Origin of the sequence: Rhizobium sophoriradicis, assembly GCF_025200795.1 — a bacterium.
Lineage (GTDB): Bacteria > Pseudomonadota > Alphaproteobacteria > Rhizobiales > Rhizobiaceae > Rhizobium > Rhizobium sophoriradicis.
The window spans coordinates 376,558-395,336 of record NZ_CP104153.1 but is presented as its reverse complement, the minus strand read 5'-3'; the positions used below and the strand labels follow the sequence as shown (position 1 = coordinate 395,336).

Here is an 18,779-nt window from a genome sequence, read left to right as displayed (position 1 = left end):
CATGCGTTTTACCGGCCTGCCTCCGGAAGCCGTCCCTGCTCTGATGACCGGGGCCGTCACCCCTCACCCCTCCGTCGCAGGCCGCGCCGACGCCTACCTGCCCTCGCCCTGCATCCAGAACCATGCAGCAAATCTCGCCTTTCTGCCGGACGGGACGCTGACCTGCGTCTGGTTCGGCGGCACGATGGAGGGCATGGGCGACATTTCGATTTACATGTCGCGGCTGGCGCCAGGCTCCGATCGCTGGTCGGAACCGGAAAAGATGAGCGACGATCCGGAGAAATCCGAGCAGAACCCATTGATATTCAACGCTCCGGACGGAAGGATATGGCTGCTCTACACATCGCAGACCTCCGGCAACCAGGATGGCTCGATTGTCAAATGCCGGATATCCGATGACGGCGGCAAGACATTCGGCCCGGTCCAGATCCTCTGCGACAGCCCCGGTACCTTCGTCCGCCAGCCGATTGTCGTCAACGACCGCGGCGACTGGCTGCTGCCGATCTTCCGCTGCGTCGGCCTTGCGGGCCAACGCTGGAGCGGCGATGCCGATACGGCAGCGGTGCTGATCTCCCGTGACCGCGGCACGAACTGGCAAATGGTCGATATTTGGGACAGTCTCGGCGCCGTGCACATGAACATCCTGCCGCTTGGCGGCAGCGAGATGGTCGCCTTCTACCGCAATCGTTTCGCCGAAACCATACTTTCCAGCCGATCGGCGGACGGCGGCGAAAGCTGGAGCCCGCCCGAGCCCACCGAACTGCCGAACAACAACTCCTCAATCCAGGCCACCGTTCTGGGTAATCGAATGATTGCAATGGTTTACAACCATTCGAATGCGACGATGTCGGATGCGCGACGCCAGTCTCTCTACGATGAAATCGAGGGTGACGAGGCTGGAGAGAGCGCTGCTATCGTTGCCGATGCCGGCCGCAAGGCGGTCTGGGGTGTTCCGCGCGCGCCGCTCAGCCTGGCGATCTCGAGGGATGGCGGCAGGACCTTTCCGCAGCGCATGGATCTCGATACCGGCGACGGCTTCTGCCTCAGCAACAATTCGAAGGATTCGCTGAACCGCGAATTCTCCTACCCCTCGGTCGTCCAGGGCAGCGATGGCACGCTCCATGTCGCCTACACCTATTACCGGCGCGCCATCAAATATGTGCGGCTCGCCCCGCAAGCGCTGCCGTAAGCAAGCTGCCGGCCTGGAATTGTAAAATCGGCTTTGCGATCCTTGCGTGAGAGTATGCGGGACATCAGGAAATTGGCCGGCTCGCGCCGGGATTTGACAACAATTTTGGCTCTCCGCCACGGCGTGATAGCGGCTAACCTTTCAATTGACGCTTCATTCATCCTTTCAATAAGTATCTGTTTTCACATAGATATTTTCAGGTCGATCGGTTGGACCGGCCATGCCGGTGATAAAATCTCCCCGAGCCAGGAATGCCTGCTTGACATTGATCTTACAACTTTACAATAAATGGGCTGACATTATCGCCGCAAGATCCTGCAGGAGGACTTCATGGCCAGCTTGGATTCGCCTATCACCATCGTTCGGCCGCATCTGATCGAATTCGGCATCGGCATGGCGGCAAAGCTCGGCAAATGGGCTGCCGAAAAGGGTTTCAGGCGCACGCTCGTCATCTCCGACGCTTTCAATGCCGCGCGCATCGACCTGCTGGAATTGAAGGGCGAGGTGACGGTCTTTGCCGACGTGACGCCGGAGCCGGATACGGCCAACCTCGAAAAAGTCCTGGCGGCGGCCAACGGCGCTGACGCCGAGCTGATCGTCGGCTTCGGCGGCGGCAGCGCCATGGATCTGGCAAAACTCGCCGCCGTTCTTGCCGGCTCGGCGCAGACGCTGCATGAGGTCGTCGGCCCGAACAAGGTGCATGGACCGCGCAAGGCAGCGCTCGCCCAGGTGCCGACGACATCGGGCACCGGCAGCGAGGCTGGCATCCGCGCGCTCGTCACCGACCCCAGGACGATGGCCAAGCTCGCAGTCGAAAGCCTGCATATGCTGGCCGACATCGCCGTCATCGATCCGGCGCTCACCTTCACCGTGCCGGCCCGAACCACAGCCGCCACCGGCGTCGACGCGATGGCCCACTGCGTCGAGGCCTTCACCAACCGCAAGGCTCATCCGATGGTCGATATCTATGCAATTGAGGGAACGCGGCTGGTCGGCAAATATCTCGCCCGCGCCGTCAGAGACGGAAACGACGCCGAAGCGCGCGCCGGCCTGTCGCTCGCCTCGCTTTACGGCGGTTTCTGCCTCGGCCCGGTCAACACCGCCGGCGGTCATGCGCTTGCCTATCCCCTCGGCACCCGCTGGCATGTGGCGCATGGCGCTGCCAACGCGCTGATCTTTCCGCATGTTCTCGCCTTCAACACGCCGTCTGCACCGGGGAAGACGAAAGCGGTGATGGAAGCGCTTGGGCGTCAAACCTCGGACAACACGACATCCGTCTTCGATGCGGCCTATGCTTTCTGCGCCGAGCTCGGCATCGAGATGAAACTGTCAGGCCTTGGCGTGCCGGAAAGCGATCTCGACGCCATGGCCGACGACGCCTTTGCCATCCGCCGTCTGCTCGATAACAATCCGCGCGATCTCACCCGCGCCGACATTCGCTCGATTTATGCGGCCGCTTTCTAGGCGACAGGGTTTTCAGAAGGGACTTTGATGATGGACAGGAATGCAAAAGTCGCCGTGACGCTCGGTGATCCCGCCGGCGTCGGCCCCGAGGTGATCGTCAAGGCACTGGCAGCCCTTCCGAAGGAGGAGCGTCGCGATTTCGTCATCGTCGGCAATGTCGAAGCGCTGGAGCGCGCCGACCGCGTCAGCGGCACCGCGCTGAAATTCGGTTCTGCCGACGCCGCCAGCGACGACAGGATCGCCGTCGATGAAGTCCCACTCGCCGCCGCTTTGCCCGAGATCGGCAAGGTCAGCCCGGTCGCGGGCGACGCTTCCGTGCGCTATATCACTCGCGCCGTCGATCTCGCCATGTCAGGTCAAGCCGATGTCATCGTCACCGCGCCGATCAACAAGGAGGCGATGAACCTAGCCGGCCATCACCATGACGGCCATACCGGGCTGCTCGCCCATCTCACCGGCTCAAAGAGCTCCTTCATGCTGCTTGCCTCGGAGCGGCTGAACACCATCCATGTCTCGACCCATATCTCGCTGAAGGGCGCGATCGAACGGGCCAAGACCGAGCGGGTGCTGGCGACCATCGAGGCCGGCCACAATCATTTCTTGCGTATCGGCAAACAGGCGCGCATCGCCGTTGCCGGCCTCAATCCGCATTGCGGCGAAAACGGCCTGTTCGGCACCGAGGACATGGAATTCCTGGTGCCGGCGGTCGAACAGGCGCAGGCCAAGGGCATCGACGTCGTCGGTCCGATCTCGGCCGATACGGTTTTCGCTCGCGCCTATAACGGCGCCTTTGATCTCGTCATCGCCCAGTATCACGATCAGGGCCACATCCCGATCAAGCTCGTCGCCTTCGAGACGGCGGTCAACGTCTCGCTCGGCCTGCCGATCGACCGCGTCTCGGTCGATCACGGCACCGCCTTCGACATCGCCGGCACCGGCAAGGCCAATCACGTCAACATGCTCTCGGCCATCGCCTATGCCCGGCTGATGGCGAGCTCACCGCGGCGGGACGCGTAATCGCCCTATTCCGAAGGAGCGGCGGCCACGCCTCGCGGGAACGGGGATCTCTTACTTCGCCTCGTCACATGCCGAACAGATCGCGGTGATAGAACGGCGTGGCTGCTGGCCGCAGAAGATTGCCGCACAGGCGTGACATCGCTATGTTGTAGCGGGCACGAACAGCAAAGGAGGTTGCCTATGACACCGCGGGACGCCTGATCCAGCACTATCAAGACTTCTGCCTTTCCAAGGGCATCGACTTCACACGCATCGAATCCGTACGGCCGCATGACGATACGACGCTCTTCTGCAGCGCTGGCATGCAGCAATACAAGCCTCTCTTCTCCGATCCTTCTTTTAGCGGAACAGTCGCAAACAGCCAGGCCTGCCTGCGCTTGGGCGACCTCGACGAGATCGGCGACGGAACTCACTTCCTCCACTTCACCATGCTCGGGCTTTTCTCCTTCAGGGAAATGACCGTCGGCGACGCCATCGATTTTTGGCTCGCGTTTCTCGGAACGCTCGGTCTGGCGCCGGATCACGTAACGATGCATCCAGACCGCCTGATCGAATGGACGCCGCTCTATGGCGGGCGCGTACCCATCGTTGCAGATGCCGAATGCATCTGGAGCGATGGCAGCATCAGCGGATACTGCACCGAGTTCTACAAGCATGGCATAGAGATCGGGAACATTGTCAATCCGCTCGGAAGCTGTATCGATGTCGGCTTCGGCGCGGAGCGTCTCGATATGATCGTCAACGGCACGCCGCCGGCCGATGCGCTGGAGACATTGCGCGAGACGGTGATGACGATCGTAGAAAGCGGATATCGGCCGGGTAATAAGGAGCAGGGATATGTTCTGCGCAAACTGCTCCGCCGTATCCACAGGATGGGCGGCACGCTCGACCATCCGTTCTTCGGGGAAGAGGTCGAACGCCAGAAGCGGCTCGGCGCCAAGTATCTGCGCCTGCGCGATCGCTATTGCGACAAGGGGGCGGAATGGTGGTTCGACACCCACGGCATTGATCTCTCCGACATCGAGGAGATCATCGAGTAGCAGGGATGAGGCTTCCCGGAATTGAACCCGGGAGGCCTTGCCACCGCCGTAGATGCCCCGCGGCGATCCGCATTGCACCGTCTCGGCTATCCCGCCGAAGTGTCCGAGATCATCCGGGAGACGGCATTCTTCCAACCGATGATCTTGGCCTGCCGCTCTGTCTCCGCCATTGCGGGGCTGAAACGTCGATCACAGGCCCAAGCCTTGGCAAATTCACGCTTGCCCGGCCAGATACCGGCCCTCGAGCCGGCAAGCCAGGCGGCCCCGAGCGCCGTCGTCTCGTGGATCGCCGAGCGGTCGACGGGGTTTCCGGTCATGTCGGCGAGGCATTGCATCGTCCAATCGGAAGCCGCCATGCCGCCATCGACGCGCAACACCGTCTCCAACTGATTGGCGCCCCAATCCCTCTTCATCGCCACGAGCAGGTCGAGCGTCTGATAGGCGACGGATTCGAGCACGGCGCGGGCGAATTCCGCCGGTCCGCTGTTGCGCGTCAGGCCGAAGATCGCACCACGCGCAGCCGGATCCCAATAAGGCGCGCCGAGCCCGGTGAAAGCGGGGACGATATAGACCTGCTGCCCGGGATCCGCCTTGGCCGCAAGCACCCCTGCCTCCGACGCCTGGCCGATAATGCCAAGGCCGTCGCGCAGCCATTGCACGGCGGCACCGGCGATGAAGATCGAGCCTTCGAGCGCATAGGTCGTCTCGCCGTCGAGGCGGCAGGCGATGGTCGTCAGCATCCGGTTGGCGGAGGAAACTCGATCCCGGCCGGTATTCAGCAGGGCGAAGCAGCCGGTGCCGTAAGTCGATTTCATCATGCCGGGTTCGAAGCAGGCATTGCCCATCGCCGCCGCCTGCTGGTCGCCGGCGACCCCGAAGATCGGAAGCTCGGCGCCGAGCAAGGCTTTGTCGATGCGGCCGAAATCATCGGCGCATTCCCTGACCTCGGGCAGCATGGCGGCCGGGACGCCGAGAATGCCGAGAAGTTCCTCGTCCCAAGCGCCGTCATCGATATTGTAGAGCAGCGTTCGCGATGCATTGGTTGCATCTGTCGCATGCACGCGGCCGCCGGTCAGCTTGTAGATCAACCAGCTGTCGATCGTGCCGAAACAGACCTCGCCCGCCTCGGCCTTCTCGCGCAGCCTATCGACATTGTCGAGCAGCCAGCGCAGCTTGGTTCCCGAAAAGTACGGGTCGAGCAGCAGTCCGGTTTTGGCGGAAAACAGCTTCTCATATCCATCGGCCTTCAGGCTATCGCACATTTCCGCCGTGCGCCGGTCCTGCCAGACGATCGCGCGGTAAAGCGGTGTTCCGGACTTGCGATCCCAGACGACTGCCGTTTCGCGCTGATTGGTGATGCCGACGGCTGCGATCGCGGCGGCATCCACGCCGGCATCAGCGATCGCCTTGCGCATCGTATCGACGACGGACTGCCAGATTTCGGCAGCGTCGTGCTCCACCCAGCCGGGGTGCGGATAGTATTGCGTGATCTCCGCCTGAGCGGAGCCTGCCATTTTCATGTCGCCGTTGAAGATGATCGCGCGCGAAGACGTCGTGCCCTGATCGATCGAAAGAATATAGCCGCTCATATCCGTCTCCGGCTCACGCGAAACCGCTCCGCCTGCCCGGAAGGGCAGGACGCGAAGGCCTCAGGAGAAAAAGATTGTAGGTGCCACCGGCTTGTCGCCGGTGGCAGGAAGTGATGGCCGGAGGTCTCGTTGCCTCCGGCCGGGTCCGCCTTACTTCTTCTGCCAGCTCTTGACGAGTTCGTCGTAGTTGACGGTGAGCGGCTTGTCCTTCTCGTTCTCGATCTTCAGCTGCGGAGCGAGGTTACCCTTCTTCACCGCGTCAGCGTTCCAATAAGCGAGATCATGCTCTTCGGCGAGCTTCGGGCCGATGTCGCCCTGGACCTTGGCGCGTTCCAGGCGCTGCAGCACCTTTTCCTGCTCCGAGCAAAGCGAGTCCATGGCTTCCTGCGGCGTCTTGGCGCCGGAGGATGCGTCACCGATCGCCTGCCACCAGAGCTGTGCGAGCTTCGGATAGTCAGGAACGTTCGTACCGGTCGGCGACCACTGCAGGCGGGCCGGCGAACGGTAGAACTCGATCAGGCCGCCGAGCTTCGGTGCGCGGTCGGTGAAGGACTTGTGATCCAGCGTCGACTGACGGATGAAGGTCAGACCCATATGGCTCTTCTTCACGTCAACAGTCTTCGAGGTGACGAACTGGGCATAGAGCCAGGCCGCCTTGGCGCGGTCGACGGGCGTCGACTTCATCAGCGTCCAGGAACCCGCATCCTGATAGCCGAGCTTCATGCCGTCCTTCCAGTAGACACCATGCGGGCTCGGCGCGAAACGCCATTTCGGCGTGCCGTCCGCATTGACGACCGGCAGGCCTTCCTTGACGAAATTGGCGGTGAAGGCCGTGTAGGTGAACATCTGCTGGGCAACTTCACCCTGCGAAGGCACCGGACCGGATTCGGAGAAGGTCATGCCCTGAGCGGCAGCCGGTGCGTATGCCTTCATCCAGTCCAGATATTTCTGGATGGAATAGACAGCGGCCGGGCCGTTGGTATCGCCGCCGCGCGCGACGCACGAGCCGACGGGACGGGAGTTCTCATCGACCTTGATGCCCCATTCGTCGACCGGCTTGCCGTTCGGAATGCCCTTGTCGCCGTTGCCGGCCATCGACAGCCAGGCGTCGGTGAAGCGCCAGCCGAGCGACGGGTCCTTCTTGCCGTAGTCCATGTGGCCATAGACCTTCTTGCCGTCGATCTCGCGGCCGGTGAAGAACTCGGCAATATCCTCATAGGCCGACCAGTTGACCGGCACGCCGAGATCGTAGCCGTACTTCGCCTTGAAGTCGGCCTTGTTCTTCTCGTCGTTGAACCAGTCGTATCGGAACCAGTAGAGGTTGGCGAACTGCTGGTCCGGCAGCTGATAGAGCTTGCCGTCAGGCGCTGTCGTGAAGGACTTGCCGATGAAGTCGTCGACATCGAGGCCCGGATTGGTGACATCCTTGCCTTCATTGGCCATCCAGTCGGTCAGCGAACGGGCCTGCTGGTAGCGCCAATGGGTGCCGATCAGGTCGCTATCGTTGATATAGGCGTCATAGATGTTTTCGCCGGACTGCATCTGCGTCTGCAGCTTCTCGACCACATCGCCTTCGCCGATCAGGTCGTGGGTAATCTTGATGCCGGTTATCGCGGTGAAAGCGGGCGCCAGCACCTTCGATTCATAATCATGCGTGGTGATCGTTTCGGAAACCACCTTGATGTCCATGCCGGCGAAGGGCTTCGCGGCATCGACGAACCATTGCATTTCCTTTTCCTGATCGGCGCGGGAAAGCGTCGAGAGATCGCCGACTTCCTTGTCGAGGAAGGTCTTGGCCTCGTCCATCCCGGCATAGGCCGATGCCGTCATCGCCAGCAGCAGGCCTGCTGTCGTCGTCAATAAGTGCCGTCGCATAATATCCTCCCAGGGTTTGCGATTGCAGTCACATACTCAGGCGGCCAAGCACCCCCGGCCATCTGTCTTCACTTTGCCGTCACACGTAGCGGAACACGCCGATGGCGTAGACCACGGAGATGGCAAGAGCCCACCACAGGTTGGGCCCAGCGAGCCCAAGCCATGCAAGATGAATGAAAGCGCTGCCCAGCAGCGAAATGAAAAGCCGGTCACCGCGCGTCGTTTCGAAACGCAGCACGCCCGTGCGCGGCGAGCCGCCCGGAGAAAAATACTCCCCGATGCTCATGGCGATCAGAAGCGCCAGGATCGTCAGGAAGAACAGCGCCGTCGGCAGCGTCCAGGCCATCCAGGAAAAGGTCATGTCCGGTCCTCCTCAGACGCGGCCCAGGGCAAAGCCCTTGGCGATGTAGTTGCGAACGAAGTAAATGACGAGCGCGCCCGGGATGATGGTGAGCACGCCGGCAGCCGCGAGCACGCCCCAGTCCAAGCCGGCCGCCGAAACCGTTCGCGTCATGATCGCCGAGATCGGCTTTGCCGCCGTCGTCGTCAGCGTGCGGGCCAGCAGCAATTCGACCCAGGAAAACATGAAGCAGAAGAATGCCGCCACGCCGACGCCGCTTGCGATGAGCGGAATGAATATCCTGATGAAGAAGCGCGGGAAGGAATAACCGTCGATATAGGCGGTCTCGTCGATCTCCTTCGGCACGCCGGACATGAAACCTTCGAGGATCCAGACGGCGAGCGGCACGTTGAACAGGCAGTGGGCCAGCGCTACGGCGATATGCGTATCGATCAGGCCGAAGGCCGAATAGAGCTGGAAGAACGGCAGTGCGAAGACTGCCGGCGGCGCCATGCGGTTGGTCAGCAGCCAGAAGAACAGGTGCTTGTCGCCGAGGAAGCGGTAGCGCGAGAAGGCATAGGCCGCCGGCAGCGCCACGGCAACCGAGATCACCGTGTTCATCACCACATAAATGATCGAGTTGATATAGCCGTTATACCAGGACGGGTCGGTGAAGATCACCGAATAATTGTGCAGCGTCGGGGCCGCCGGCCAGAGCGTGAAGGCGCCGGTGATTTCGGCATTTTCCTTAAAGCTCATGTTGATCAGCCAGTAGATCGGCAGGAGCAGGAAGAGGATGTAGATCGTCGGCACCAGCCAGGAGAGGCTGCCCGCGGGTTTGTATTTTCTGGTCATATCTGCCCTCCCTTAGCTCGCGTCGCTGCTGGTCATCACGGTGTAGAACACCCAGGAGAGCAGCAGGATGATGAGGAAATAAATGATCGACATTGCCGCGGCCGGGCCGAGATCGAACTGGCCGACCGCCATCTTCACAAGGTCGATGGAGAGGAAGGTCGTCGAGTTGCCGGGGCCGCCGCCGGTGACGACGAAGGGCTCGGTATAGATCATGAAGCTGTCCATGAAGCGCAGCAGCACGGCAATCAGCAGCACCCGCTTCATCTTCGGCAGCTGGATGTAGCGGAACACGGACCAGCGCGAGGCGCCGTCGATCTTGGCAGCCTGATAATAGGCGTCCGGGATCGAAACCAGGCCGGCATAGCAGAGCAGCACGACGAGGCTCGTCCAGTGCCAGACGTCCATGACGATGACGGTCACCCAAGCGTCGACGGGATCGCGGACATAATTGTAGTCGAGGCCGATCGCGGCGAGCGTATGACCGAGCAGGCCGATATCGACGCGTCCGAAAACCTGCCAGATGGTGCCGACGACATTCCACGGAATGAGCAGCGGCAGCGCCATCAGCACCAGGCAGACCGGGACGCCGGGACCCGACTTCGGCATGTTGAGCGCAATGAAGATGCCGAGCGGGATCTCCAGCGCCAGAATGATGAAGGAGAACAGCAGATTACGCTGGAGCGCTTCCCAGAAACGGTCGGAATGCAGCGTCTGGACGAACCAGTCGGTGCCGGCCCAGAAGAACTCGTTATTGCCGAACGTATCCTGCACCGAGTAGTTCACAACGGTCATCAGCGGAATGACCGCTGAAAAGGCCACGAGCAGCAGCACCGGCAGCACCAGAAACCAAGCTTTGTTGTTCCAAGTCTTCTGCATGGCTCAGGCCTCCCTGCCGACACGCCAGCTGTCGGCGTAGATGCTGATGGCGGACGGGTCGAAGGTGACGCGGGCATCCGCGGGAATGTCGTCGTCTTCGGAGACGACGATCGCGATCGGCTGGCCGGCAAAACGGGCGCGCACGATCTTCTGCCGGCCGATATCCTCGATCTTATTGATTGTAACCGGCATGCCCTCCCGCCCCAGGCGGATGAATTCGGGGCGAATGCCAAGTTCGGTCTTCACCGCGCCATTGGTATTCGGCGCATAATCCAGCGTCAGCACCTCGTCTCCGACCTTGACGGCGCTGCCGTCGACCTGTGCCGGCATGACGTTCATGCCGGGCGAACCAATGAAATAACCAACGAAGGTGTGGCTCGGCCGCTCGAAGAGCTCGGCCGGCGTGCCGATCTGGACGATCTGGCCGTCATACATGACGACGACCTTCTCGGCGAAAGTCAGTGCCTCGGTCTGGTCGTGTGTGACGTAGACCATGGTGAAGCCGAACTGCTTGTGCAGCCGTTTCAGCTGCGAGCGCAGCACCCATTTCATGTGCGGATCGATGACGGTCAGCGGCTCGTCGAACAGGATGGCGTTGACGTCGTTGCGCACCAGCCCGCGGCCGAGCGAGATCTTCTGCTTCTGGTCGGCCGTCAGCCCCTGCGCCTTGCGCTTGGCCCAGCCGGCAAGGTCGATCATTTCGAGAATGTCACGCACGCGCCGGTCGACATCTGCCTCGGCCACGCCCCGGTTGCGCAACGGGAAAGCGAGATTGTCGTAGACCGTCATCGTGTCGTAGATGACGGGAAACTGGAAGACCTGGGCGATGTTGCGGCTCTGCGTCGAAAGGTTCGTCACATCCCTGCCATCGAAGAGAATGCGGCCGTGCGAAGGCTGCAGCAGGCCGGAGATGATGTTGAGCAGCGTGGTCTTGCCGCAGCCGGAGGGGCCGAGCAGCGCATAGGCGCCGCCGTCGTTCCACTCGTGATCGACTTCCTTGAGCGAATAATCCTTTTCCGTCTTCGGATTGGCGCCGTAGGCGTGGCGGATATGGTCGAGCGTGATGCGTGCCATGGTGCTCTCCTATGCCTTTCCGGCTGCAGCGACAGCGCCGATCGTAGCGATAGCGCGGCCGTCGGCGCCGAAGGCCATCAGGTGGCGGGTGTCGAGAAAGGCCTCGATCTCGATATCCGGATCGATGTCGTGAATGCCATGCGCCAGCATCACCCAGCGCACGCCGTCATATTCCAGATGCACGAAGCTCTCCGAACCGGTGATCTCGGAAACCAGCGTGCGCGCCTGCAGGCGGGCCGCATCGCCGGTCTGGGCTCGGAGGCCGAGATGATGCGGATGAAAGGCGATCGTCACGGGCCCGTTCGGCACCGCGGCCAGATGCGAGGGGACGGAAAGCGTGGCCCCGCTCGGGCGCGTGAAGATATCGCCCGATTTCGTCACGTCGAGCGTGTTCAGCGGCGGATCGGCGAAGATGCCGGCGCTGTCGAGATCGACAGGGCGGCGATAGACGTCTATGGTCGGCCCGAACTGGGTGACCCGACCTTGGTTCAAAGTTGCCGTATTGCCGCCGAGCAGCAGCGCCTCGGACGGTTCGGTGGTGGCGTAAACGAAGATCGCACCCGACTGGGCAAAAATCTTCGGCAGCTCCTCACGCAGTTCTTCGCGCAGTTTGTAATCGAGATTGGCGAGCGGCTCGTCCATCAGCACCAGGCTGGCGTTCTTGACGAGGGCGCGCGCAAGTGCCGTGCGCTGCTGCTGGCCGCCGGAGAGATGGAGCGGCGTGCGGTCGAGATAGGGCGTGAGCTTCAGAAGCTCGGCCGCCTTGCGCACGTCGCGATCGATCGTGGCGGCGTCCTTGCCCGATATGCGCATCGGCGAGGCGATGTTTTCATAAACGGTCAATGCCGGATAATTGATGAACTGCTGGTAGACCATGGCGACATTGCGCTTCTGCACCGGCATGCCGGTGACGTCGGCGCCGTCGAAATGCACGGAGCCGGCGGTCGGACGGTCAAGCCCGGCCATCAGCCGCATCAGCGACGTCTTGCCCGACAGCGTCGGCCCGAGCAGGACGTTCAGCGTGCCGCGCTCGAGGACCAGATCGGTCGGATAGATGTGATAGTCCGCGCCCACCATTTTGGCGGCGTTCCGCAGTTCCAGCATTCCTGTTCCCGTGCCTCCACGCAGCGGGGATCACACGCCGCCTATCCGGCCATCGCCGGCATGGCAGCCATGTACTCCTCCAGTGACTGAGCCTGCTCCTTCGAAAGGCGCAGACCATCCTTTGTTCTCCTCCACAGCACGTCTTCGGCGTGCCGGGCCCATTCATGTTCGACGAGATAGGCGACCTCGGCCTCGTAGAGATCGCCGCCGAACAGCCGCCCGAGATCGTCAATGCCACGGGCATTGCCGAGTAGCGTCTCGGCCCTAGTGCCGTAGCGACGCACCAGCCGGCGAGCGTGCCGATCGGCGAGGAACGGATAGCGGCTTTTCAGCTTGGCAACCTCGGCCTCATAACTCTTGACGGCGAAATTGCCGCCGGGCAGATGGCTCTTGGCCGTCCACGGAGCACCCTTGACGCCGATCGCAGCACCGATCTTCTCCAACGCATGCTCGGACAGCCGGCGATAAGTGGTGAGCTTGCCGCCGAAAACATTAAGCAGCGGCGCGGTCTCCCTCTCGCCGTCGAGCTTCAGCACATAGTCGCGCGTCGCCTCCTGCGCCTTCGAGGCGCCGTCGTCATAAAGCGGGCGCACCGCCGAATAGGTCCAGACGATATCCTCTGGCCGCACCGGCTCCTTGAAATATTCCGACGCCGCATTGCAGAGATAGACCGTCTCCTCCTCGGAGATCCTGACATCCTTGGGATCGGCGGTATAGTCGCGGTCGGTCGTGCCGATCAGGGTGAAGTCGCCCTCATAGGGAATGGCGAAGATGATACGATTGTCCGGATTCTGGAAGAAATAGGCGCGTGGATCGTCGAACTTCTTCTTGACGACGATATGGCTGCCCTGGACGAGGCGGACATTGTGGGCTTCTTTCTGACCGAAGGCGGAACGAATGACGTGATCGACCCAGGGACCGGCGGCATTGACCAACATGCGGGCCTGATGACCGTCTTTGCGGCCGGTGACGGTATCGACAGTCTCGATGTGCCATAGGCCGCTCTCACGCCTTGCCGAGACCACTTTGGTACGCGGCAGGATGGTCGCACCCTTGTCGGCGGCATCGCGGGCGTTCAGCACCACCATGCGGGCATCGTCGACCCAGCCGTCGGAATATTCGAACGCTCTCGTAAACAATGCCTTCAGCGGCTTGCCGGCCGGATCCTTGCGCATGTCAAGCACCGACGTCGCCGGCAGCAGCTTGCGGCCGCCAAGATGGTCGTAGAGGAAGAGGCCGAGCCGGATCAGCCAAGCTGGGCGGATGCCACCCTTATGATAAGGCAGCACGAAACGCAGCGGCCAGATAATATGCGGCGCCATCGCCCAGAGGATCTCGCGCTCCATCAGCGATTCACGCACCAGGCGGAACTCGTAATGCTCGAGATAACGCAGGCCGCCATGGATCAGCTTGGTGGCGCCAGATGAGGTGCCCGAAGCGAAATCGTTCATCTCCGCCAGCGCCACGGTATAGCCGCGCCCGACAGCATCGCGAGCGATGCCGCAGCCGTTGATGCCGCCGCCAATGACGAAAATGTCGTGTATCTCCCGGCCCAATTGCCCCTCCGAGCCTGCTGCTTATTTCGCATCGCACAAAACTTGCGCAATTGCGAAAGTGACATCAGTAAAAACGAAAGAAATCCGAATGTCAAACGAATGTTGGCGGAACTATCGCGATCTGCTGCTCGTTTCGATCAGTTTCACATTGTTTTCGAGGCAAAGATTGCGGATCGACGGCACCGGACAGTGGTCGGTAATGAAGGTATGAACCTGGGAAAGCTGGCCGATCCGGACCGGCGCGGTGCGTTCGAACTTCGTGGAATCGGCAACCAGAATGACGTGCCGGGCATTGGCGATAATCGCCTGGGCGACCTTCACCTCGCGAAAGTCATAATCGAGTAGCGCGCCGTCGATATCGATCGCCGAAGCGCCGATCACGGCATAATCGACCTTGAACTGGCGGATGAAATCGACCGCCGCTTCGCCAACGATGCCGCCGTCCGAACCGCGCACGACCCCGCCGGCGATCACCACTTCGATTGCCGGGAAGAGGCGCAACCGGTTGGCAACGTTGATATTGTTGGTGATCACCATCAGCTCGTGATGATTGGCGAGCGCCTCGCCCACCGCCTCGGTCGTCGTGCCGATATTGATGAAGAGCGAGGCGCCGCTCGGGATCAGTTCGACGGCCGCTATGCCGATCGCCTGTTTCTCCGAAGCGGCGATCTGGCGGCGGGCTTCGTATTTGACGTTCTCCGTTCCGCTCGGGAACGTCGCCCCGCCATGGATGCGGGTCAGCACCTGCGCATCGCAGAGATCGTTCAGGTCCTTGCGGATGGTTTGCGGTGTCACCGAAAACCGTGAGGCGAGCTCTTCGACCAGAACCCTGCCGCTCGATTTCGCGATCGCCACGATTTCAGTCTGTCGGTCGGTCAAGAACATCGGCGCCCCCTTTCGATCTGCTTTCGTTTTTAAAGAAAGCGAAGGGCGGCGCAATGCCTATTTGTCGGCGGCCGAGTTTCGCGCTCCGAATCTGATGGCCGCCGCGCCGCGCAATTAGCGTTTCCGCATGAGGTTGACCACGAGAACACCGAGGATCGCCATGGCGCCGCCGATTGCGCCGAGTGCCGTCGGCGTCTCGCCGAGCCAGACGAAACCGATCAGCGTTGCGACCGGCGGCACGCCATAGAGGAAATTCGAGGCGCGACCTGCCGTCAGCCGCTTCAATGCAATCGCCCAGGTGAGATAGCCGATCGCGGTGGGGAAGATGACCAGATAGGCAACGCCCCAGTTGACCTCCGCGGGCGCTGCCGCCAACGCGCGGATCGTCGCCGGGACGGCCGGAAACAGCGGCACGGAGCCAATCAGCAGGATCCAGGCGGTGACTGCAAGCACCGGCAGCCTGCCAAGCAGCGGCTTCTGCAGCACGCTGGCGATCGCCGAGCAGAGCGCTGCGCCGAGGATGAGGATTGCATTCGGATCGAGCTTGAAGCCGTCGTCGGAGGCGACCGCGATCAGCGCTACACCGCCGAAGGAAACCGCGGTGCCTACCCAGCCCCAGCGGCCGAAGCGCTCGCCGAGCGCGAAGGTGGCGATGAGGGCGGTAAAGACCGGCATGGTATTGATGATGAAGCTGGCCGGCCCCGCCGCAACCGTCTGCTCGCCGGTGTTCAACAGAACCGCATAAGCGGCGATGAAGAGCACGGCGGCGACCGAGAGGCGGAAGAAATCGCGCTTTTCCGGCATCGGCCGGTAGATGGCGAGATAGACAAGGGCAAGGACGCCGGCCGCCACGTAACGCGCTGTGGCCAGCTCGATCGGCGTCAGCGGCCCGAGGCAGATGCGGATCACCACGAAGGAGGAGGCCCAGAAGACAATAGTGACGACGATCGCCGCAAAGGCTACCAGATCAAAGCTGCCCTGCTCTTTCGTCGAAACCGGTGCGCTTGCCGCCATGCTCATTGTCGCCTCCATTGGTGCTTTGACCAAGGATTAAGCTGATGACTCGTGCTTGAAAAGCATCTCAATCGATGATCAAATGTGCGTATGGTTCACAGCTCGCCGGTGCTTCCACCACTTGATACGCTCGAGACCTTTGCCCGCGCCGCCCGGCTGGGATCGTTTTCCGCCGCGGCCGAAGAGAGCGGCATCACCCATGGCGCGGTGTCGCGGCAGGTCTCGCGCCTCGAGCGCTGGATGGGTGTGCGGCTGTTTGCACGAGAGGCCCGCGGCGTTCGCCTGACGCCGGAAGGCATGCGGTTTTTCGCGCGGGCCGAGGAAGCGCTTTCTTTGCTCGGCAATAGCGGCGAGCGCTGGCTGCCCCGGCCGAACAAGGCGGTGGTGCGCCTTTCGGTGACGCCCTCCGTCGCCTCGTTGTGGCTATTCCAGCGTCTGGCGAAGCTCGAAGGAAACGAGCTGCATGTCGAGCTGACGCTCGAGCACCGGTTGGCGGATTTCGGCGAAGGCACGGATCTTGCCATCCGCTGCGGCAAGGGTCCGTGGGCCGGCGTGCGCGCCCTGCCGCTCTGGCAGGAGAAATCCTTTCCGATCGCCGCCCCGGCGCTGGCAAACCGGCTCGAACAGCGCTCCGATGCGCTTTCCCTGCTCGAGCTGCCGATCCTGCACGACTCCAACATCGAAGGCTGGCGCCGCTGGCTCTCTCGCGAAGGCGTCGATTATATGCCGCGCGGCCAGGATCGGCGCTTCGAGGATTACAATCTGGTGATCGATGCCTGTGCGCAAGGACTGGGCATCGCGCTCGCCCGCCCTCCCCTATCGGATGCGGCACTCGCCGCCGGACGCGTCGTGGCGGTGTCGGACCGTACGCTCGACTATCACGTCGCCTTTCACCTGATCCGGCCGGACGATGCACTGCGAAGCCCCGCTGTCGAATTTGCCCGTCGCTTCCTGCACGAAGCCGGTCATGACGAGGCGACGATCTGCGCCTTTGTCGCACCCGGCAGGGCAAAAGCGTAAGACTCGCCGCCGCATCCGGCCTGAACGTCTCGGCGGCATATCATGGCTGTCCCAGATTTCCGGATAATCATCCATTACTGCGCGCGCAAACAGGCGCGAGGGATTTGACGCCCCCGCCGCGTCTCGGCAGGGGCGAGTCAAAACCGGTCAATCCGCCGGGGTCAGTGTCATCGATGCGCTGCCGGCCGCAACGTTCAGGCCGAGTTGGCCGGTCAGGCTTACCGTCTGCAGATGGATTGAACCGGAGGTGCCGCCGACCAGGAGGTTGGCGCCGACGCCGGCGCCGACCGTCGCCTCTGCGCTCGCGCCGACATAAAGGCCGGCGAGCGACCCGCGATGATAGCCGGCCGTCGGCGCAAACACCGCCCAGATCAGCCGGCTGCGGGTGGTAAAGCCGAGGTCGATGCCGAGCTTTCGCATTTCGCCGGTATAGTGGTCCAGAAGCTCATTGCCGACGATCGACTGGAAGACGCAGTCTGCTTCCTTGGAGGAACCGAGCACATAACCCGTGCCGCCGCCGATATCGCAAGTGAGATAACCGATCTTCACACCATTGCGCAGATCCGGCTCTTCATATGTTCTGGTGACGGGATCGGCAGCATTAACCGCCCCCGCGCCGACAAACGTCAACGATACCGCGGCAAACGCCGTCGCAAGAGTTTTATTCATAAGTCTCTCCTTCTCAAATCGTGACGGGAACACCCGGCTGGCCGGCACCGGATATAGAAGGGGATCGCAACACAATCCCAGAACGGTGCCGTTTTCGCGTCGCAGTTAAAGCGCGTGGGAGGCGCAAGCGACACCCTTACGGTTTAGCCCCATTGGGACATTTCGAAGGCACCATGTGGGCCGCATGCGCCATTTCACGATCTTGTCAGGAATGGTTGCACAAAAAACACATTCGCTCAGAGCGGGTTCTCGCAGCGCGGGGCGAATACCAAGAAAAGGAAAACCCGGCGATAGTTATCACCGGGCTTTATACTTCATTTCTCCTCGCTATACTCTGCGCATGAAGCGCATGACGAGCGAGACGACGAACAACACCAGGAAAATGAAGAACAGAACCTGGGCAATAGAAGCTGAGGCCCCGGCGATGCCGCCAAATCCGAGGACGCCGGCAATCAAGGCCACAACGAGAAACACCAGAGCGTAGTAAAGCATCGCAATCTCCTTTTACGTTGCTGCTGACATAACGGAGACCGCCCATTTTGGTTCCCTGCCTATCATGCTCGGCAGGGGGAGCATCGCATCGGCTTTCGTTCAGCCGAAATGAAGAACGCCGCTGTACGTCCGGTCGCCTTCGGTCGGCTCCGGAGGCTCGGCCGCATCCAGATACGTCTTGAGCGGCCCGGTCAGCACGAACCAGACGCTGGCCCCCAGCATGAAACAGGCGCCCACCGGATCGTCGATGCGAGCGATGAACGGAAGGCAGGCCGATGAGAACAGAACAATGATCCGCACCGACCACTCCGCCTCACGTTTGGCGACGGCGCGCGCCCTCAGCGACTTGTACTCCCGGGCGCCATAGGCGCTTCCTCCCGCCTTTATCGCCGAAAACAGCTTTTTGGCCGACGGTAGGGCCAGCATGAGCAGCGCGGCGACGCTGAGCGCGAAAGGCCGGCCGGCCATCACCTGCCCGCTCGCGACAAGGAGAAAAGAGAGCACAACGAGATTCCACGTCGGCTCCAACAGCTCCGGGGGCTGCTGCGTGCGGATGTGCCAACTCCGCAGCAAGCCCGCCGCACCGTGCAGTAGCGGCTGATCGATATAGCGATTGATCCAGTCCATGCAGACGCGCCCGTCCCCGATTGAATGAAGAGGGCTCCGAACATCACGGAAATAGGTCATCATCGTGGCAGAGCGCCGGCAATATCAGCCGAA

The 18,779-nt window shown here is 61.9% G+C and carries 18 protein-coding genes; 5 read left to right on the top strand and 13 right to left on the bottom strand.

Going from position 1 to position 18,779, the window contains the following annotated elements; all coding sequences use genetic code 11:
* The first annotated feature begins 1 nt into the window (after window position 1).
* From N2597_RS23870 to N2597_RS23855, 4 genes are all read left to right on the top strand, one after another.
* On the top strand, window positions 2–1,189 hold the full coding sequence (locus N2597_RS23870) for a sialidase family protein (protein ID WP_183595808.1): 1,188 nt from the start codon (window positions 2–4) through the stop codon (window positions 1,187–1,189).
* Window positions 1,190–1,519: 330 nt separating this feature from the next.
* Window positions 1,520–2,653 carry an iron-containing alcohol dehydrogenase gene (locus N2597_RS23865; protein ID WP_106796916.1) on the top strand — a complete coding sequence of 378 codons (1,134 nt, stop codon included), beginning with the start codon at window positions 1,520–1,522 and terminating at the stop codon, window positions 2,651–2,653.
* A 30-nt stretch (window positions 2,654–2,683) separates the two neighbouring features.
* A complete protein-coding gene (gene pdxA, locus N2597_RS23860) occupies window positions 2,684–3,670 on the top strand; it encodes a 4-hydroxythreonine-4-phosphate dehydrogenase PdxA (protein ID WP_106796953.1) in 987 nt (328 codons plus the stop codon).
* Window positions 3,671–3,867: 197 nt separating this feature from the next.
* The gene (locus N2597_RS23855) at window positions 3,868–4,710 is read left to right on the top strand and encodes an alanine--tRNA ligase-related protein (RefSeq protein WP_106796915.1); all 843 of its coding nucleotides are present in this window, start codon (window positions 3,868–3,870) and stop codon (window positions 4,708–4,710) included.
* A gap of 86 nt (window positions 4,711–4,796) precedes the next feature.
* On the opposite strand, the gene glpK is transcribed toward N2597_RS23855, so the two are convergent.
* The 10 genes from glpK to N2597_RS23805 all read right to left on the bottom strand — a co-directional run bounded on the left by glpK (window position 4,797) and on the right by N2597_RS23805 (window position 15,896).
* Window positions 4,797–6,299 (bottom strand): glycerol kinase GlpK, encoded by a 1,503-nt coding sequence (glpK, locus tag N2597_RS23850; protein ID WP_106796914.1) that lies wholly within the window; start codon window positions 6,297–6,299, stop codon window positions 4,797–4,799.
* Window positions 6,300–6,449: 150 nt separating this feature from the next.
* Window positions 6,450–8,174 (bottom strand): ABC transporter substrate-binding protein, encoded by a 1,725-nt coding sequence (locus N2597_RS23845; protein ID WP_040112842.1) that lies wholly within the window; start codon window positions 8,172–8,174, stop codon window positions 6,450–6,452.
* Between the two features lie 79 nt (window positions 8,175–8,253).
* Window positions 8,254–8,535, bottom strand: a complete 282-nt coding sequence (locus N2597_RS23840) for a DUF2160 domain-containing protein (RefSeq protein ID WP_040112841.1) — start codon at window positions 8,533–8,535, stop codon at window positions 8,254–8,256.
* A 12-nt stretch (window positions 8,536–8,547) separates the two neighbouring features.
* Entirely contained in the window at window positions 8,548–9,369 is an 822-nt protein-coding gene (locus N2597_RS23835; protein ID WP_183595806.1) for a carbohydrate ABC transporter permease, read from the bottom strand.
* 12 nt (window positions 9,370–9,381) lie between these two features.
* Window positions 9,382–10,245 carry a carbohydrate ABC transporter permease gene (locus N2597_RS23830; protein ID WP_011427488.1) on the bottom strand — a complete coding sequence of 288 codons (864 nt, stop codon included), beginning with the start codon at window positions 10,243–10,245 and terminating at the stop codon, window positions 9,382–9,384.
* A gap of 3 nt (window positions 10,246–10,248) precedes the next feature.
* Entirely contained in the window at window positions 10,249–11,319 is a 1,071-nt protein-coding gene (locus N2597_RS23825) for an ABC transporter ATP-binding protein (RefSeq protein ID WP_077993509.1), read from the bottom strand.
* 9 nt (window positions 11,320–11,328) lie between these two features.
* Window positions 11,329–12,423 (bottom strand): ABC transporter ATP-binding protein, encoded by a 1,095-nt coding sequence (locus tag N2597_RS23820; RefSeq protein WP_106796913.1) that lies wholly within the window; start codon window positions 12,421–12,423, stop codon window positions 11,329–11,331.
* Between the two features lie 41 nt (window positions 12,424–12,464).
* Window positions 12,465–13,979 (bottom strand): glycerol-3-phosphate dehydrogenase, encoded by a 1,515-nt coding sequence (gene glpD / locus N2597_RS23815; RefSeq protein ID WP_183595804.1) that lies wholly within the window; start codon window positions 13,977–13,979, stop codon window positions 12,465–12,467.
* Between the two features lie 111 nt (window positions 13,980–14,090).
* The gene (locus N2597_RS23810) at window positions 14,091–14,864 is read right to left on the bottom strand and encodes a DeoR/GlpR family DNA-binding transcription regulator (protein ID WP_183595802.1); all 774 of its coding nucleotides are present in this window, start codon (window positions 14,862–14,864) and stop codon (window positions 14,091–14,093) included.
* Between the two features lie 114 nt (window positions 14,865–14,978).
* A complete protein-coding gene (locus N2597_RS23805) occupies window positions 14,979–15,896 on the bottom strand; it encodes a DMT family transporter (RefSeq protein ID WP_106796910.1) in 918 nt (305 codons plus the stop codon).
* A 72-nt stretch (window positions 15,897–15,968) separates the two neighbouring features.
* On the opposite strand from N2597_RS23805, the gene N2597_RS23800 reads away from it, so the two are divergent.
* Window positions 15,969–16,898, top strand: coding sequence for a LysR substrate-binding domain-containing protein (locus N2597_RS23800; protein ID WP_183595800.1), 930 nt, complete (start codon window positions 15,969–15,971; stop codon window positions 16,896–16,898).
* A 147-nt stretch (window positions 16,899–17,045) separates the two neighbouring features.
* On the opposite strand, the gene N2597_RS23795 is transcribed toward N2597_RS23800, so the two are convergent.
* From N2597_RS23795 to N2597_RS23785, 3 genes are all read right to left on the bottom strand, one after another.
* Window positions 17,046–17,567, bottom strand: coding sequence for a DUF992 domain-containing protein (locus N2597_RS23795; protein ID WP_040112834.1), 522 nt, complete (start codon window positions 17,565–17,567; stop codon window positions 17,046–17,048).
* A 327-nt stretch (window positions 17,568–17,894) separates the two neighbouring features.
* Window positions 17,895–18,059, bottom strand: coding sequence for a DUF1328 domain-containing protein (locus N2597_RS23790; RefSeq protein WP_003571841.1), 165 nt, complete (start codon window positions 18,057–18,059; stop codon window positions 17,895–17,897).
* Window positions 18,060–18,158: 99 nt separating this feature from the next.
* Window positions 18,159–18,749, bottom strand: a complete 591-nt coding sequence (locus tag N2597_RS23785) for a hypothetical protein (RefSeq protein WP_183595798.1) — start codon at window positions 18,747–18,749, stop codon at window positions 18,159–18,161.
* Window positions 18,750–18,779: the final 30 nt, after the last annotated feature.

Coding starts and splice junctions, on each gene's coding strand:
- N2597_RS23825 (WP_077993509.1), bottom strand. CDS start 11,319: ATGGCACGCATCACGCTCGACCATATCCGCCACGCCTACGGCGCCAAT.
- N2597_RS23845 (WP_040112842.1), bottom strand. CDS start 8,174: ATGCGACGGCACTTATTGACGACGACAGCAGGCCTGCTGCTGGCGATG.
- pdxA (WP_106796953.1), top strand. CDS start 2,684: ATGGACAGGAATGCAAAAGTCGCCGTGACGCTCGGTGATCCCGCCGGC.
- N2597_RS23870 (WP_183595808.1), top strand. CDS start 2: ATGCGTTTTACCGGCCTGCCTCCGGAAGCCGTCCCTGCTCTGATGACC.
- N2597_RS23805 (WP_106796910.1), bottom strand. CDS start 15,896: ATGGAGGCGACAATGAGCATGGCGGCAAGCGCACCGGTTTCGACGAAA.
- N2597_RS23790 (WP_003571841.1), bottom strand. CDS start 18,059: ATGCTTTACTACGCTCTGGTGTTTCTCGTTGTGGCCTTGATTGCCGGC.
- N2597_RS23785 (WP_183595798.1), bottom strand. CDS start 18,749: ATGATGACCTATTTCCGTGATGTTCGGAGCCCTCTTCATTCAATCGGG.
- N2597_RS23840 (WP_040112841.1), bottom strand. CDS start 8,535: ATGACCTTTTCCTGGATGGCCTGGACGCTGCCGACGGCGCTGTTCTTC.
- N2597_RS23810 (WP_183595802.1), bottom strand. CDS start 14,864: ATGTTCTTGACCGACCGACAGACTGAAATCGTGGCGATCGCGAAATCG.
- N2597_RS23800 (WP_183595800.1), top strand. CDS start 15,969: ATGGTTCACAGCTCGCCGGTGCTTCCACCACTTGATACGCTCGAGACC.
- N2597_RS23830 (WP_011427488.1), bottom strand. CDS start 10,245: ATGCAGAAGACTTGGAACAACAAAGCTTGGTTTCTGGTGCTGCCGGTG.
- N2597_RS23795 (WP_040112834.1), bottom strand. CDS start 17,567: ATGAATAAAACTCTTGCGACGGCGTTTGCCGCGGTATCGTTGACGTTT.
- N2597_RS23865 (WP_106796916.1), top strand. CDS start 1,520: ATGGCCAGCTTGGATTCGCCTATCACCATCGTTCGGCCGCATCTGATC.
- N2597_RS23835 (WP_183595806.1), bottom strand. CDS start 9,369: ATGACCAGAAAATACAAACCCGCGGGCAGCCTCTCCTGGCTGGTGCCG.
- N2597_RS23820 (WP_106796913.1), bottom strand. CDS start 12,423: ATGCTGGAACTGCGGAACGCCGCCAAAATGGTGGGCGCGGACTATCAC.
- glpK (WP_106796914.1), bottom strand. CDS start 6,299: ATGAGCGGCTATATTCTTTCGATCGATCAGGGCACGACGTCTTCGCGC.